13 protein-coding genes are annotated in these 14,804 nt (G+C 72.7%); 3 read left to right on the top strand and 10 right to left on the bottom strand.

What is annotated here, in order from left to right; genetic code table 11:
• Nucleotides 1-29: 29 nt before the first annotated feature.
• The 3 genes from EDD39_RS05605 to EDD39_RS05595 all read right to left on the bottom strand — a co-directional run bounded on the left by EDD39_RS05605 (nucleotide 30) and on the right by EDD39_RS05595 (nucleotide 2,517).
• Nucleotides 30-263, bottom strand: a complete 234-nt coding sequence (locus tag EDD39_RS05605; protein WP_100837050.1) for a TFIIB-type zinc ribbon-containing protein — start codon at nucleotides 261-263, stop codon at nucleotides 30-32.
• A gap of 43 nt (nucleotides 264-306) precedes the next feature.
• Complete coding sequence (ccsB, locus tag EDD39_RS05600; RefSeq protein WP_100837049.1) at nucleotides 307-1,371, bottom strand: c-type cytochrome biogenesis protein CcsB; 1,065 nt, start codon at nucleotides 1,369-1,371, stop codon at nucleotides 307-309.
• Between the two features lie 114 nt (nucleotides 1,372-1,485).
• Complete coding sequence (locus EDD39_RS05595; protein WP_100837048.1) at nucleotides 1,486-2,517, bottom strand: C40 family peptidase; 1,032 nt, start codon at nucleotides 2,515-2,517, stop codon at nucleotides 1,486-1,488.
• Nucleotides 2,518-2,677: 160 nt separating this feature from the next.
• Between EDD39_RS05595 and EDD39_RS05590 the strand changes: the two genes are divergently transcribed.
• Nucleotides 2,678-3,046: a BlaI/MecI/CopY family transcriptional regulator gene (locus EDD39_RS05590; protein WP_100838563.1), complete on the top strand. Its 369-nt coding sequence runs from the start codon at nucleotides 2,678-2,680 to the stop codon at nucleotides 3,044-3,046.
• Nucleotides 3,043-3,927 carry a M56 family metallopeptidase gene (locus tag EDD39_RS05585; RefSeq protein ID WP_100837047.1) on the top strand — a complete coding sequence of 295 codons (885 nt, stop codon included), beginning with the start codon at nucleotides 3,043-3,045 and terminating at the stop codon, nucleotides 3,925-3,927. Before EDD39_RS05590 ends, EDD39_RS05585 begins: the two co-directional genes overlap by 4 nt.
• A 43-nt stretch (nucleotides 3,928-3,970) precedes the next feature.
• Here the strand turns inward: EDD39_RS05585 and EDD39_RS05580 are convergent, their stop codons facing one another.
• The 7 genes from EDD39_RS05580 to EDD39_RS05545 all read right to left on the bottom strand — a co-directional run bounded on the left by EDD39_RS05580 (nucleotide 3,971) and on the right by EDD39_RS05545 (nucleotide 13,110).
• Nucleotides 3,971-4,906, bottom strand: coding sequence for a cytochrome c oxidase assembly protein (locus EDD39_RS05580; RefSeq protein WP_100838562.1), 936 nt, complete (start codon nucleotides 4,904-4,906; stop codon nucleotides 3,971-3,973).
• Between the two features lie 116 nt (nucleotides 4,907-5,022).
• Complete coding sequence (locus EDD39_RS05575; RefSeq protein ID WP_100837046.1) at nucleotides 5,023-6,120, bottom strand: hypothetical protein; 1,098 nt, start codon at nucleotides 6,118-6,120, stop codon at nucleotides 5,023-5,025.
• Between the two features lie 179 nt (nucleotides 6,121-6,299).
• Complete coding sequence (locus EDD39_RS05570) at nucleotides 6,300-6,896, bottom strand: carbonic anhydrase (RefSeq protein ID WP_100837045.1); 597 nt, start codon at nucleotides 6,894-6,896, stop codon at nucleotides 6,300-6,302.
• A 1,788-nt stretch (nucleotides 6,897-8,684) separates the two neighbouring features.
• Nucleotides 8,685-9,230 (bottom strand): NUDIX domain-containing protein, encoded by a 546-nt coding sequence (locus EDD39_RS05565; RefSeq protein WP_100837044.1) that lies wholly within the window; start codon nucleotides 9,228-9,230, stop codon nucleotides 8,685-8,687.
• 96 nt (nucleotides 9,231-9,326) lie between these two features.
• Nucleotides 9,327-10,979: a hypothetical protein gene (locus tag EDD39_RS05560; protein ID WP_100837043.1), complete on the bottom strand. Its 1,653-nt coding sequence runs from the start codon at nucleotides 10,977-10,979 to the stop codon at nucleotides 9,327-9,329.
• Nucleotides 10,976-12,460, bottom strand: coding sequence for an ATP-grasp domain-containing protein (locus EDD39_RS39330; RefSeq protein ID WP_159073115.1), 1,485 nt, complete (start codon nucleotides 12,458-12,460; stop codon nucleotides 10,976-10,978). The genes EDD39_RS05560 and EDD39_RS39330 overlap by 4 nt, the downstream gene beginning before the upstream one ends.
• Complete coding sequence (locus EDD39_RS05545; protein WP_100837042.1) at nucleotides 12,457-13,110, bottom strand: nucleoside/nucleotide kinase family protein; 654 nt, start codon at nucleotides 13,108-13,110, stop codon at nucleotides 12,457-12,459. The genes EDD39_RS39330 and EDD39_RS05545 overlap by 4 nt, the downstream gene beginning before the upstream one ends.
• On the opposite strand from EDD39_RS05545, the gene EDD39_RS42860 reads away from it, so the two are divergent.
• Nucleotides 13,001-14,638, top strand: coding sequence for an NsdA family TPR-like regulatory protein (locus EDD39_RS42860; RefSeq protein ID WP_482796750.1), 1,638 nt, complete (start codon nucleotides 13,001-13,003; stop codon nucleotides 14,636-14,638). The two genes, EDD39_RS05545 and EDD39_RS42860, sit on opposite strands and share 110 nt — an antisense overlap.
• The last annotated feature ends 166 nt before the right edge of the window (nucleotides 14,639-14,804 follow it).

Genomic DNA, 14,804 nt, shown 5'->3' with positions numbered 1-14,804 from the left:
GCGCTGCCTGGCAGGGCAGCTCTGCCAGGTCAGAACCTGGGCGGGACGGGGCCGTGCGGGGCGTGGTGGGCGAGTTGCGGCGCGGCTGTGCGGGCGGCGGCTTCGACGGCCACGATCTGTTCGAGTGCGGCGAGGTCGAGGAAGACCCCGGTGCAGCGCTCGCAGTACTGCACCGGCACGTCGGCCCGCTGGTAGCCGGCCATCGGTCCGGTGCAGCGGGGGCAGGAGGGCGGCCGCGGGGAGGGCGCGGGCGGGTAGGTCATGGTGGTGGTTTTCCCTTGTCCTGGGGCGGGTGGTGGCAGCGGGTCAGACTCCGGAGTAGGAGTGCAGGCCGTTGATGAGCAGGTTGACGCCGTAGTAGTTGAAGACGAAGCAGGCGAAGGCCAGCAGGGAGACGGTCGCGGCCTTGCGGCCCTTCCAGCCCGCGGTAGAGCGGGCGTGGAAGTAGGCGGCGTAGGCGGCCCAGGTGATGAAGGCCCAGGTCTCCTTCGGATCCCAGCCCCAGAACCGTCCCCAGGCGGCCTCGGCCCAGATCGCCCCGGCGATGATGGCGAACGTCCACAGCGGGAAGACCAGGGCGTTGAGCCGGTAGGAGGCGTTGTCGAGGGTCCGCGCGCTGGGCAGCCTGCGCCAGATGCCCGCCAGGCGGGTCGGCGCCGCGCCCTGGGCGGTGCGGCGCTCGTAGCGTTCACGGGCCAGGAACAGCAGGGCGGCGAAAGCGGCGACGTGGAAGACCCCGCCGCAGACAACGGCCGCCGATACGTGGATGGCCAGCCAGTACGACTGGAGGGCGGGCACCAGCGGGCCGGAGTCGGTGTAGAAGACGGTGGCGGCCAGGCCGAGTGTCAGCAGCACCGTCCCGTTGACCGGCACCGCCAGCCAGCGGTGCCCCCGCCCGCGGGGGGTGGCCAGCAGCGCGACGAACGCGCCCGCGACGGCCCACCCGAAGGCGATGGAGAACTCGAACATGTTGCCCCAGGGCGCCCGCCCGGTGGCCACGCCCCGGGCCAGTACGGTCGCCGAGTTCAGCAGGAACGCCAGCACGGTCAGGGAGATGCCGATCCGCCCGAGCAGGTCCGCCCGCTCGCTGTCCCCGCTCGGGCCGCCTCCGCCCGGCGCCTCGGCCGTGCGGACGGTGCCGCGCTCGTGGACCACGACCCCGCCGCCCCTTTCGCGCACCACGACCCGGATCCCGCCCACCGGGGCCGCCGATGAGGCTTCGGCGGGCGGGGCAGCCAGGTGCCGGCGCACCGGGCTGCCGCTGCCGAACGCCCATTCCAGGCAGCAGGCGAGGAAGGCGAGCGCGTAGACGGCGAGGGCGCCGTAGAGCAGCTTGTCGCTGACCTCTACGAGAGGACTGGCGGGATTCACGGGTGTCTTCCCTCGGTGGGCACGGAAGATCTTCTAGGCTCCCTAGAAGATCCTGGGCATGGCGCGGCCGTGCGGGCGGAACGGCGGAGAAGGGGAGCGGGGCGGTGCGGCGCTCTAGCCGGGGCGGACCGCGCCGACGTACGGCATCACGGAGATCGACTGCACCTCGACGTTCTTGCCCGTCCGGGGTGCGTGGATCATGTTGCCGCCTCCGATGTAGAGGCCCACGTGGTGCAGGTCCGAGTAGAAGAACACCAGGTCGCCGGGCTGCAGGTCGGCCTTGGCGATCCGGGTGCCGGCGTTCCACTGGGACTGCGAGACGCGGGGCAGCGACACCCCCGCCGCAGCCCACGCCTTCAGGGTCAACCCGGAGCAGTCGTAGCCCGCCGGGCCGGTCCCGCCCCAGATGTAGGGCTTGCCCAACTGGGCGGTGGCGAACTGGATCGCGGCCGCCGCCCGCCCCGATACCGGCCCGGAGACCACCGGGGTGCGGGCCGCATCCCGGGAGGCGCGGTTGCCGGCGTCCTGCGCGTTGACCCGGACCCGGTCCGCGGCGCTCAGCGAGTTCAGCAAGCGCTGAGCCTCGGCCAGCTTGCCCTGGACGAGCTGCTTCTCCTGCGCCGACTGCCGCACCATGCTGTCGAGCTCGGCCAGGGCAGCGGTCGCCTCACTGCGCTGCTGGTCCAGCCTGCGCTGCTGCTCTTGGACCTGCTTGAGCAGCCCGGCCTGGCTGTCGGCAAGCTGTTCTTGGGCGGAGGCGCGCTGCAGGTAGTCGTCCGGGTTGCCGCTCAGCATGAGCTGCACGGTCGGATCGAGGCTGCCACTGCGGTACTGCTCGGCGGCCAGCGCCCCCAGCCCGCTGCTCAGCTCGTTCAACGTGCCCTGTCCGGCGGCCACCTGGTCCTGGATCTGCGTGACCTGCTGCTGGAGTTTGGCGCGCCGCTCCTCGATGCCGTTGAACTTCTCGATCGACACCTCGGCCTGCTCGTTGAGGTCCTCGACCTGGGCCTTGACGCTCTCCACCGAGGGCTTCGGCTCCGCCTGCGCCCCCGGGGCACCCGACAGCAGTGCGCTGCCGGCCGCCGCGGTCGCCAGCAGGGTCAATCGGGTGCGGCTGGGCGGGTTCGGTTTGCGTCGGGTACCCACGGCTGCGGCTCCTTCGGTCGTCCGGGCATCGAGCAGGCGGGACAGGCGCGCGCCGGAGTACCGGAACGCATCTTCTAGGGACGATAGAAGATGATGCGGTCGCCGTCCAAGGCGCCCCCGGCCGTAAGGTGTCCAGGTGAAGAGCGAGGGGAGCAGCGCCGTGCGAGGGTTCGGCCACTTGGAAGCCGACATCATGGAACGCCTGTGGGCCTGGAACAGGCCCGCCAGCGTCCGTGAGATCGTCGACGACCTCAACCGCACCCGGCCGATCGCCTACACCACCGTCACCACCGTCGCCGACAACCTCCACCAAAAGGGCTGGCTGCAGCGCCACAAGGAAGGCCGGGCCTGGATCTACCGGCCCACCCGCACCCGAGAGGAGCACGCCGCCGACCTGATGCGCGAAGCCCTCGGCGAGAGCGCCGACCAGCGCGAGACCCTGCTGCGCTTCGTCGCCGGCATCGACGGCGACCAGGCCGCCGCGCTGCGCGACATCCTCGGCCGCCCGCCCGGGGATGGCACCCGTTGATCGTCCTTGCCGCGCTGCTGCTGACCCTGCTGCTGACCGGATGGGTGCTGCCGCGCCAACTCGCCCGCACCGCCTGGGAAACCCGCGCGCCGCGCGCCGCGATAGCCTCCTGGGCCGCGCTGATCCTCACAGCGACCACGACGTCGGTGATGATCGTGCACCGGGCGCTCACCGCCGACCACCACGGCCGCGGCCCGCTGGGCTGGCTCGTGCCCGCCGCCCTCAAAGGGTCCGCGCGCGGCGACTACGACCACCCGCAGGCATTCGGCCTCGGCCTGGCCGCGATGGCCGCGCTGCTCGGCATCGTCGCCGCCGGATGGGTCCGCGGCGCCCGCGCCCAACGCCGCCACCGCCAACAGCTCGACCTGGTCGGACACCCGCACGACGGCGGCTGGCTGGTCCTCGACTCCGCCGTCCCCGCCGCCTGGTGCGTGCCCGGCGACGGCGGCCGCATCGTGCTGACCGCCGGAGCGCTCACCCTGGAGGCCCGCCACCGCGAGGCCGTCCTCGCCCACGAAGGCGCCCACCTGCGCGGCCGCCACCACCTGCTCACCGCCGCGTCCACCGCCCTCGGCCACCGCCTGCGCCTGCTCCCGGCCGCCCGCCTCGCCGGCCGGCGCATCCCCGCGCTGGTGGAGATGGCAGCCGACGACCGCGCCCTGCGCACCACCACCCCGCGCGCCCTGGCCGAAGCCCTCTACCTGGTCGCCACCGCCGGCACCCCCTCCGGGTCCCTGGCCGCCAGCGGCGAGGCCACCGTCGAACGCGTACGCCGCCTGCTCGCCCCCGCCGCCCGGCTCCCGCGCGCGGCCAGGATCTGCTGGTGGGCGGGAGCCGTCGTACTGCCCGCCGTCCCCGTCCTGATCGCCTGCGGACCCTGAGCGCCACACCGCGACGGGCCGAGAACCCGGGGTAGAGCCCCATTCACCGCTGGGCCCGCACGTGCAGCCGGGCCAGCATGGCGTTGTAGGCCTCCAGCTCCCGGTCCCGGCCGCGCTCGCCCGCGCGGTCCGCGCGACGGGCCGCCCGCACCTCGCTCGCCTCCCACTGCCGCCAGATGACCAGCAGCACCAGCAGCGTGGGAACCGCCGTCAGCGCCCACGTCAGAGCCCCCGCGACCCTCTGGTCGGCCAGCGGATCCAGGTGCCAGGAAGCAGGCGGTTGGGTGAAGGCCGCCACCACCGGCTCCCGGGCCTGCATCACCGCCAGGCCGAAGAACGCGTGGACCGGCATCGCGGTCAGCAGCAGGAGCACCCGCTGCACATAGCCGGGACGGTTGGGCCCCGGATCCACCCCGATGATCGGCCAGTAGAACAGGTGGCCCGCGGCGACCAGGTGCACCGCCATCACGATCTGCCCTGCCCGGGTGTCCATCGCCAGGTCGAACGCCGGCGTGAAGAACGTCCCGTACAGGCCCAGGGCGAACAGCGGGATCGTCAGCAGCGGCGAGGAGACGGTGCGCGCGTAGCGCGAATGCACCAGCCGCAGCAGCCACACCCTGGGCCCCGCATACCGGCCCAGGCGCTGCGGCAACACCCGCAGTGCCAGCGTGGACGGCGCGCCCAGCAGCAGCAGCACCGGCGCGATCAACCCCAGCAGCAGGTGCTGCACCATGTGCGCGCTGAACATCGCCATCGCATAGCGGTGCAGCCCCGTGCACGTGGCCGCCCCCACCACGCCGACCCCCGCCGCCCACGCGGCACAGCGCCCCGCCGGCCACCGGTCCCCGCGCCGGCACAGCACCGCCACGGCCGCACCGTAGGAGGCCAGCGCGGCCAGGCAGCCGGCCAGGAACACCGGCTCCGGACTCCAGGCCAGCGCCCCGGCCGGCGTCAGCGGCCCCATCGGGGCCATCGGCATCCCGTCCAACCCGCCCGCCTCCTCACACCACCGCTTCAGCGGGCCCAACGGCGCACCGGCGCCGGAAGTCACGCCCCGCGGACATCGCGCGCCAGCGCACAGTGTGCGCCGGGCGGTCAGTCCAGCGAGGCGGACAGTGCCCCGGCTGTACGGCAGTACCCCTGGATCTCCCGGTCGCCGATCGCCGCGCACAGCCGGCCCGCGGCCTTGGCATCGGTGTAGTTGACGGTCCAGTAGCTGAGCAGGCCCTCGGTACAGGCCTTGCGCTGCCAGGCGTCGGCCGCGCTGGCGCACTGCTGGGCGCTCCAATCAGGACGGTCGAGGTTGTACTTCATGGTCCGCGAGCCCACACCGCGCGAGCAGTCGGTGCCCCCGCCGGTGGCCTGGGCGTTCAGGCACCACTTGAGCGCCTGGGCGAAGACGTCGGGGTGGTTGGCGTAGTCGTGGGAGGACAGGAAGTAGGTGGAGGCGTAGAAGTAGCAGGCGGACTGGAACAGGGCGGGCTGCTCCGGGCAGGGGTACATCGGCTCGGCGGCGAGCTTGTCCTTGGGCAGGTTCGCCACCGCCTTGGCGTCGTCCTCGTCGGGGCCGAACAGCTGCATGAACAGCCCCTCGGAGCAGGTGATGCGCCGGCTCTCGGTGGGGAAGGTGCTGCACAGGGCCCGGGCCGCGGGGACGTCCTCCTTGGCGATGAACATCGTGCCGTGGCCGACCCCGTGGATGCAGGGGCCGTTGTTGTCGGGCTCGCAGAGCCTCAGCAGCTCCTGCTCGGGGTTCTTGGAGGCCAGCAGGACCTCCTCTACCGCGCCGTGCAGGTACCCGGAGGCACAGGTGTCGTGCGGGTAGGAGATGACCTTCTGGAAGTCGGCGTTGAACCGCTTCACGGCCTGGCGGCCGAGCTCGTGCGCGATGGGGTGGCAGAAGCGGACCGTGTAGGGCTTGTCCTTCGTGATCGCGTCGAGGTCCGCGAGCGCGACGCCGGGGTCCGCCTGCTCCATCTCGCCCATGACCTTGTTGCGCAGACTGGTGCGCGTCCACACTGCCGGGTCCGCCTCCGGCGCACCGCCGCCGGAGGCGGCGGGCGCGGGCACCGCCAGCGGTCCGGCGGCGTCTGCGGCGGCGGTCCTCGGTGTCCAGTCGGTGACGGCGACCGAGGTCGCGCCCAGGACGAACAGGAGCAGGGCGGAAACGGCTGCGAACAGGCGAGGGTGCACGGGCTGGCCTTCCCCGGGTCTCGAAGCGGGCCTCACCATCGTCCGCGACACATCCAGTAATGGCCTGTTGTGACACTCGCTCATTACACTGTCTGAGTCATGCGGCTGACGGTTCCGTCACCACGGTGCGACCCGCCCTTGGGGTGCCCTGCGGGCCCGGCCCGTTCGGCGCCGCACCTTCACAGCGGCAGCCATTCCTGCTCCTGCGGGTGCCATGCCTGGATCCGGCCGGTGGCGACGTCGTAGTGCCAGGCGTGGACGGCCAGACGTTCCTGGAAGCGGGCGCGGATGACCGCAGGCAGGGTGCAGAGGTTGGCGACCTGGTTGAGCAGGTGCTCCAGTTCCGCCGCGCGCACCTGCCCGGCGTTCGGGCCGGGCGTCTCGGGACTGCAGTAGGCCGCCTCGTCCAGCCAGGCGTCCAACAGCGGCATCCGTGCCGCAGCACGGCGGTCCATCAGGGCGGCGACGCCCTCGCACCCGGAATGCCCCATGACCACGATGGCGGGCACCGACAGGGCCGCGATGGCGAACTCGACAGTGGCAGCGGTGCCGCAGGGGCTGCCCAGCCGGTACGCGGGCACGATGTTGCCGACGGTGCGGAGCTCAAGCAGATCGCCGGGCGCAGCCCCCGTCATGAGGGAGGGCTGGATCCGCGAATCGGCGCAGGTGATCATCAGGGCCTGAGGGCGCTGGCCGCGGTGGAGGTCCTGGTACGGACCGGGTTCTCGGGCGACCTGCCCGTGGAATCGGCGGGCGTGCTCGGTCAAGTGCTTCACGGAGGCCTCGATCGTCAAAAAGGGTGCAAGCCAAGGCAGCGGACGTGCACGCGAGCGCCCCAGCCCGCCAGGCCCAGCCGCCCAGAGACGGGCGCAGGCGGGCAGAGCAGGGTGCTCGTCGCGGGCACGGCCTGCCCTCAGCAGCGCAAGACCTGCAGCGACGCCCGGTCCGGGCCTGCCCGGCAGGCCCGGACAACACTCGGGTACCCGCGCACGCTCGCCGCGGCCGCCCGGACCGGGCCGCTCCCACCGGGAACCGGCTCCGCATCGGGCGGCCCGCCCACGCGGGAGCGGACACCGGGCACGGCGCACTCCTCGACGCCGTCCTCCACTGCCGCGCACGTAACCCACGCTGAGGCAGCCGCCGTAGGCAACGGCGGGGGAGAAGCTGCTGCGGCGGGCACCAGGTGTCCGAGTAGAAGGTGCGCCAGGACGGACAGGAGCACACTGGCCAGCACGGCCCCCCTGCGCACCACAGCCACCCCCACCCCCTGTCCGTCCGATGTCGAGCCAAGATAACGACCAGCCCGTAGGCGCGACATCAACCGGTCCCTCCCCGAGACCGAAGCCCTGCCCGGCTCCCGCCGCTCGTGCCGCAGCCCGGGCAGGACCGGCCACTGTCAACGGAAAAGCTGCACCAGCGCCCGCTGGAAGCCGACCGGCAGCCTGCGCACCAGCCTGCGCGCATGACCCCGGCCCCGCGGGCCCACCGTCGAACGGACGGCCGCCGCGCCACGCACCCGCACCGGCCGCCCGGCCCCCGACGCGCGAGCCGAGGACTGCCCGGAACGGACCGGCGCCGGCTCCGGCGGTACGGGCGCTGCGCCGCAGGCGGCTTCGCGGCCACGGTCGGGAGAGGACGCCACGGAGGAGCGGGCCGCGGCGGGGGCGCTCGGGGCGGACTGGCTGCAGCGGCTGGCTTCCGCCAGAACCAGGGCACGGATGACAGCATCGGCATTGAGCATGACAACTCCACAGGACGGTGAAAAGGAAGGTGATAGGCCTGCTGACGGCTCGACGCACCCGCCCGACTCGCCGCGCACATCGGGCAGCGGGGGCGTACGGGGCGGCGCCGGGCACTGTCAGCAGCGCAGCACGGTGTCCTGGGGTTGGGGGCCCGGCCCGGGCCGGGAAGACGGGCCGGCCTGCCCGGCAAGCGTCGGGCGGGCGGGGCCGACCGCACCATGGGCATCGGATCCGGCGTACAGGCCGGGGCCCGCGGGCAGATGATGGCGGGTGTGGTAAACGGTGGCGGTACACATCCCGCCGCCTGCGGGGTGGTGGCGTTTGCCGCTCGTTGCCGATAGCGACGCGGCCCGGCACCCGTCCACATCTACGACCGCACCCGCTACGGCCGGAGCCGAAGTGGCAGAGAGGCAGCGGTCGTTGTCAGGCGGAGCCAGATGGGTCGTACCCGCGGCAGTCGAGGCGTGCGCGAACACAGTCAGCACGGTCAGCAGCACGGCTACGAGCCGGGCCGCGGCCTTCGGACCGTCCGCACCACGCACGACGGCCACCTTTCGTCCTCAAGTACCTCTCCCGCCCACTCAACAGCCCAATGCTCACTAACGGTGCGCCCACGTAGGCCAGTGCACTGGTTGTTCACTCCTGCGGGCGACATCGCCATGGCTGCAGTCGGGCGGGGGTGCGAACAAACTCGAGGAAGACTGCTTCGAAGCGAGTCTCGCCCCGTCCTCGGACTGGCGCTGGCGAGTACGTCGCCTTCCCGTCAGCGGTGGCTGCCTCGCGGGTTCCTCCGGGAGACAGTCACCGCTGGTCAGGGTCCTGTCAGATCCAGGTGTAGTTCTGGTCGGTGATCGGTTCCAGCTCGAACCTGCGCACGGGGGCGGTGGGGGTGGCGAGTTCGGCGATCTGTCGGCCGATCGGCGGGAAGAGCGGCAGGCCGTCGACCTTGCGGTAGTCGTGCCACTCGATGGTGCCGACCTCGTGGGTGCCGTCGGGGAGTTCGTCGTATTCCTGGGTGGCGAGGCGGGCGCGGACCTGCGGGGTGACGTGGAGGCGGTAGATCAGGTGGAACTTGCGGGGCGGCGGGGTCGGGCCGGGGCGGCTGATCCGGGAGTCGGCGATCCAGATCAGCTCCGGTTCGGTGGCCGCCAGGTCCGGGCTGAGGCCGAGTTCTTCTTCGAGCTCGCGCAGGACGGCCGCCCGGTAGTCCTCGCCGTCCTGCACGTTGCCGCCGATGGTGGTGTAGTGCACGGAGTCGGGCCGGTCCCGGCGCAGCAGCGCGACGTCGTCGCCGCAGAAGACCAGGCCGGTGACGCGGACCTTGATCCTGCTGAACGGCTGGGGCGTCTGCGCTTCGGTGGTGTTCATGGGGTTGGTTCTCCTTGGTGGGGATGGTGGTGTGCCGGGGTTTCCCGGCGGGCCTCCCGGCTCAACGGCCGGGAGGAGTCGGCGGGTTGAGGGGTTCTAGCTTGCCCCGGGGAAGCCGTGGGCGGCGCGTGCGTCGGCTTGGGCGATGTGTTCGATCTCGACGCCGGTGAGAGTGAAGCGGCGCAGCTGGCAGCCGGTGGCGCGCATGACGGGGGCGAGGTGGCAGGGGTCCATCTCCTCGATGAGGACGGTGGGCTGCTCGGTGGCGGGGTTCTTGCGGCCGGTGACGGCGAGCGGCAGTCGGTTGCCGGTGAAGGGCAGGGGGGTGATCCGCCAGATCGGGCCGCGGACGGTGGACAGGCTGGCCTGCCCGAAGCCGCGTTCCTCCCGCAGGGTCATCGGCTCGCCGTCGGTGGCGGCCAGGCCCCGGAAGAGGTGGAGGGCGCGGCCCTGGTTGACGATCTGTCCGGTGTCGATGGTGAAGTCGCGGGAGAAGAACGCGGCGGCCGGGTAGCCGGCGCTCAGCAGGGCGCGGGCGTGGACGGAGACCATCGGGATCACCTGCTCGCGCAGGTGGGCCGCGGCCGCCCGGTCGACGGGGTCGAGGGCCTGGGCCTTGAAGCGCAGGGCGGACAGGACGGCGTCGACGTCGCTCGCGGTGGCGTCCGGGAAGGGATCGCGCCGGGCGAGGCCGCGGGCGGCCTTGTGGTCGAGCAGGGTGTTCAGGAAGTGCCGGGTGGCGTCGGTGTAGCCGGACCTCTTCCGCCGGTCGGTGGCTGGGTAGAGGTTCAGGGCGGTGAAGCGGCCGTCGGGGTGGAAGTCGGGGTCGGCGCTGTAGTAGTCGCCGTCCGCGTTGGTGAAGCGGTGCACGGCCACGGTGGCAGCCCGGTGCTGCACGGCCAGCAGGCCGGCCAGGGCGTCGCGCACGGTGGCGCTGTCCGGCTGGGCGGCGTCGGCGGTGACGTGGAGGTAGGGGCGGCCGGGGCCGGACAGGACGGGCTGGTTGCGTTCGTCCAGGCGCTCGATCACCGTGACCGGCAGCGGGCCCTCGTCGGGCTGGGCGGAGATCAGCAGGTGCGGGCCGACCTGGAGGACGTGGTGCCCGTCGACGTGGGTGACCGTCAGCTCGGCGATGCCCACCAGCGGAGCGAAGCGCATCTCGACGGCGGCGGTGGCGGCGCCGTGCCCGATGCGGTCCAGCAGCGGCCGGTAGATCCGCAGGGTGTGGGCGAGGTCGGCGGTGTACTGGTCGCGGGAGGTGCCGGGGGCCTTGCCGATGTAGCCGGTGGCGTACGGGGTGAGGGAGAAGCGGATGCCGTCGAAGACCTCGCCGAGGTCGGCGACGATGCGGCGGTGCATCTCGGTCAGCCGGGTGTTGTGGGCGGAGAACCCGACGGAGGACATGCGGATCTTCACGCCGAGGACGTCGCGGGCCAGCTCCGCGTACGTGTCGAGGTAGGGGTAGGCGCTGATGTCGTTGTCGAGGTAGGGGAAGAGGACGCCGGGGCGGTGGATGCGGCCCTGGGCGATCCGCAGACCGCGGGCGGCGGCCTCCTCCGCCAGGGCGGTCATCAGCTGGGCCAGGCCGCGCGGGGTGAAGCGCCACAGGTCGCTGCCGGCGGCCTGGCTGCACATCGCGCACCGGTTGATGCAGCCGACCTCGGCGGCCAGGTACTGCAGGCGGGTGAAGGCGTCGTCGGGGACGGCGGCGAGCTGCTCGCGCAGGCTGGGCATCGTTGCGGTGGTCACGGGGCGGTTCCTTCCTGACGGTCGGCGGGGACGAGGTGCCGGTCGAAGGCGGCCAGCAGCGCGCGGCCGGCCTTCGAGAGGGTGTGCGGGGAGGCGAAGGGGGCGTCGGCGGCGGTGGTGATGCCTTCGGCGGTGCCGAGTTCGGCGCCCGGCTCGCAGACGGTGCCGGGGGCGGGCAGGTTGGCGAGCAGGACCTCGCCGTGCCCGGCGTCGGCCGGGTGCGCGCCGGGGCGGACCCACCGCAGGCGGCCGTCGGCAACGCGGTGGACACCGGGCAGGCCGAGGTGGTGGTCGAGGCGGACCGGTACGTCGCCGCGGTGGCGGAGCTTGAGGTAGTACGGGCCCGGACCGGGGTTGGTGGCGGCATCGACGGTGGCGGTGTTGAAGTCGTCGGGGTCAGGCAGCCAGGTGACCGGGTGGTCGAGCATCGTGGTCAGGTGGGCGATCAGGAACGGCGGCAGGCCGCGTAGTTGCTGGTTGACGGCGGAGGCCTCGGTGGTGCCCTGGTTGCGGCAGTTGATCTCGTTGAGGAACACCCGCCCGTCGGGGTCGAGCAGGGCGTCGAGGCCGAAGAGGCCCTTGATCCGGTGCTTGTCCCAGGCCCAGTGGGCGATCCGCACGGCGGCGTCGACCAGGCGGGCGGCGGCGTCCTCGGGCCAGGGCAGGCACCAGGTGTTGCCCGCGCTCTTGCCCGCCGCGATCCCGGCCTCGGGTACTCCGACGGCCTTGTGGGAGGGGCGGTCGACGTAGACCCGCAGGCGGCCGGCGTGGTCCGGGACGGAGAGCACGGTGGTGTTCGCCGACCAGCCGGTGACGAACGCGGTGACCCGGTAGGGGCCGGGCATCTCGGCGGCCCGCGCCAAGTCGTCCTCGTCGTCGACGAACACGGTGCCCCGGCCGCCGGAGTCCGCGCCGCACTGCACCACCACCCGCTCCGAACGCACGAGGCGGCGCAGCTCGCCAAGGCCGGGCAGGGGGCCGTCGACCCGGGCGCCGGTCAGGTGCAGGGCGGCCGGGACGCCGGAGGCGGTGAGGATGTCGCCGAAGTTCGCCTTGTCCTCGACCTCGGCCCGCAGGGCGGCGTCGATGGCGGCGACCGTGCCTCCTGGTCCGGCCCAGCGCCGCAGCTGGTCGGTGGCGTACCAGGCCGCCACGACCGGCCGTCCGTGGCGGCGGATCGCGGCCTGGGCGGTGCGGTCGAGGTCGGCCATCCAGGACCGGCGCCGGTCGACGGAGCGGACCGGGGTGCGGCCCTCCAGCGTCAGTGCCTCGACGGGTGCGGCGGGCACCCAGGGCTCGTAGCAGCCGATCGCCAGGGCTGGGCGGGCGGCGGCGATCGGCGCGGGCCCGCTGTAGGAGGTGCGGCCGGAGCTGGCGAACCGCTCGGCGGCCACCAGGGGCCTGCCGCCCAGGGCGGCCGTCAGTTCGTGCTCGGCGGCCTGCCACAGGCCGGTGTCGTGTCCGGGCGTGGGGAAGGTCATGCGGTCCGTCCGTATGTCCGTTCGGTGGTCGGTAGGGCGGGGACGCCGGCGGCGGCCAGGACCTGCTCGGCGATCTCCTCGGGGGTGTGCTCGGCCGTGTCGAAGACCAGCAGGGTGCGGTGGCGGCGGCCGACGAAGTTCAGCAGGCTCGCGTTGAAGCGGGCCGCGAAGTGCTCGTCCTGGACGCTGCGGCGGTCCGCCTCGTCCACGTCCGCCCGCTCCGCCATCCGCTCGCCCCGCACCCGCGGGCTGGCGTGCAGGTAGACCGCGACGTCGAACGTGGCGAACACGCGGCTGGCCCACAGCGCGAGGGCGGCCGTCAGGTAGGGGCCGCCGGCCAGGCCGAAGGCGATCGTGCGGTCCGCGTAGCCGTCCTGGATGATCACGGCGTCCGTCGGCGCGGGAGGGTCGAGGTGGACGAGGAGTCCGTCGAGGGCGTACCCGCCGACGAGGAACGCCGCCGTGATCGCGCTGCTCCGGGCTTGGCGGACCAGCGGGAGCCGCTTGAGCAGCGGCTCGATGGGGTGGTGCTCGGCGAGCATGCCGCGGTGCCTGACCGCGGTCACTCCCCGGGTTTCGAGGGTCTTGATCAGCGTGGCGACGAGGGTGGTCTTGCCCGACATGTCCAGTCCGTCGACGAGGATGCGCACGGTGTGCCTCCTGAACCTCGATGAGGTGGGCTCGGGCCGCCTGGCACGGGCAGGTGCCCGTGGACGTGGGCGGTTCGGGAGGATGGGTTTCCTCGCCGACCGCGGGCGGCTGACTCTCAGTCAACGACCGTGCACGCGCGGGCAGAAGCTGCCAGGGTGTAGGCCAGCTGTCGGCCATTTGTCGGCCAGCGTCGGCCAGGGGAGGGATGCCGTGTCGGCGGACACCGCACCGATCGGGACGCTGATCAGGGGCGCTAGGAAAGCGAAGGGCTGGTCGCAGCCGAGGCTCGGCCGCGAACTCGGCCTCGCCGAGGGCAAGGGAGCCGCAGGTCCGGGCCGTGATCAGGTGTCGCGGTGGGAGCTCGGCGGGCGCGTTCCCACCTATTGGCTGCCGTACCTGATCGAGAAGTTGGAGCTGCGGCTACCAGACTCGGGCGGCAGTTCGCCAACCGGTCCGGAAGATCCCGAGTCGGGCGATACCGTGGATTCCGTCATCGAGTTGAGCCGGAGGGACGTGGTGGATCGCCGGGAGTTCATGGCCGCCTCCAGTGCGTACGCGCTCGCGGCGCTCGGGATGCCCGACCCGGACAGCCTGCTGCGGCGCGTCCGGCAGAAGACCGGCGGGAAGGTCCAGGTCGGCCGGGGAGAGGTCGCGGCCGTCCGCCAGATGACCAAGTCCCTCGGCGACGCGGCGGCCGAACTCGGCGGCGGACACGCCCGCCACCTCGCCGTCCGCTACCTCCACGACGACGTCTCCACCTGGCTGGACGGCACCTGGACCGAGGCCGTCGGCCGCCAGCTGTTCGCCGCGACTGCCCAACTCGTCCACCTGGCAGGCTGGATGGCCCAGGACGAGGGCAACCAGGGCGCCGCCCAGGAGTACTACGCGCACTCCTTCCGCCTGGCCTCCGAGGCCGGCGACGCCGAACTCGCCGCCACCGCCCTGCGCGGACTCGCCGTGCAGGCCATCGACCTCGGCTTCCGCGCGACCGCCGTCCGGATAGCAGAAGACTGCGTCAACCAGGCGAGGAACCTAGACGACCCCCGCGCGGTCGCCTACTACCAGGCCACCCTGGCGAATGCCGCCGCGCTGGACGGCGACCGGACCACCGCCACCCGCTCCCTCGTCTCCTCGCAGACTTCCATCGAGCGGGCCACCGGCACCCCCGGCGACTCCTGGGCCTCGCACTACAGCATCGGTCGCTGGGCTCACGAAGCCGGCATGATCCTTGCCCAGCTCGGCGACTACACCAGCGCGCAGGACCACCTCCACCACGCCTTGGAGATCCACGGCCTCGACCGCCGCCGCACCCGCGCCATCGTCCTCGCCGACCTCGGCACCGTCCGGCTCCGCCAGGACGACGTCGACGGTGCACTCACCGCCTGGACCGACTTCCTCGACTGCGCGGACGGCATCCGCTCGATCAAGGTCCAGGACGCCGTCCACGACATGCGGGCCCGCCTCTACCGGCTCCGGGACGTTCCCGGCGTCGAGGAACTGGACGAGCGGGCCTCGGTGCTGGAGTAGAAGGTTCGAAGGCGGTTGCCCTCCGTACGAACCTGGCGACGACAACTGCCACAGGATCCTCCGTGCTGCAGCCAGCGCACCTACGCCATCCGGGTGATCTGCTGCCGAACCCCCCGGGTTATCCACAAGCTGCGGCCGGAGTCCCCCGAAGCACCTGCCGATCGGG

Origin of the sequence: Kitasatospora cineracea (assembly GCF_003751605.1) — a bacterium.
Lineage (GTDB): Bacteria > Actinomycetota > Actinomycetes > Streptomycetales > Streptomycetaceae > Kitasatospora > Kitasatospora cineracea.
Note: the sequence above shows the minus strand (reverse complement) of the source record. Positions and strands in the feature narration are given on the sequence as shown.

What these genes read in the sequence shown, in the direction of transcription:
- EDD39_RS05605 (WP_100837050.1), bottom strand. Translation starts at nt 263, where the DNA reads ATGACCTACCCGCCCGCGCCCTCCCCGCGGCCGCCCTCCTGCCCCCGC.
- EDD39_RS39330 (WP_159073115.1), bottom strand. Translation starts at nt 12,460, where the DNA reads ATGACCTTCCCCACGCCCGGACACGACACCGGCCTGTGGCAGGCCGCC.
- EDD39_RS42860 (WP_482796750.1), top strand. Translation starts at nt 13,001, where the DNA reads ATGCCGCGGTGCCTGACCGCGGTCACTCCCCGGGTTTCGAGGGTCTTG.
- EDD39_RS05565 (WP_100837044.1), bottom strand. Translation starts at nt 9,230, where the DNA reads ATGAACACCACCGAAGCGCAGACGCCCCAGCCGTTCAGCAGGATCAAG.
- EDD39_RS05580 (WP_100838562.1), bottom strand. Translation starts at nt 4,906, where the DNA reads ATGCCGATGGCCCCGATGGGGCCGCTGACGCCGGCCGGGGCGCTGGCC.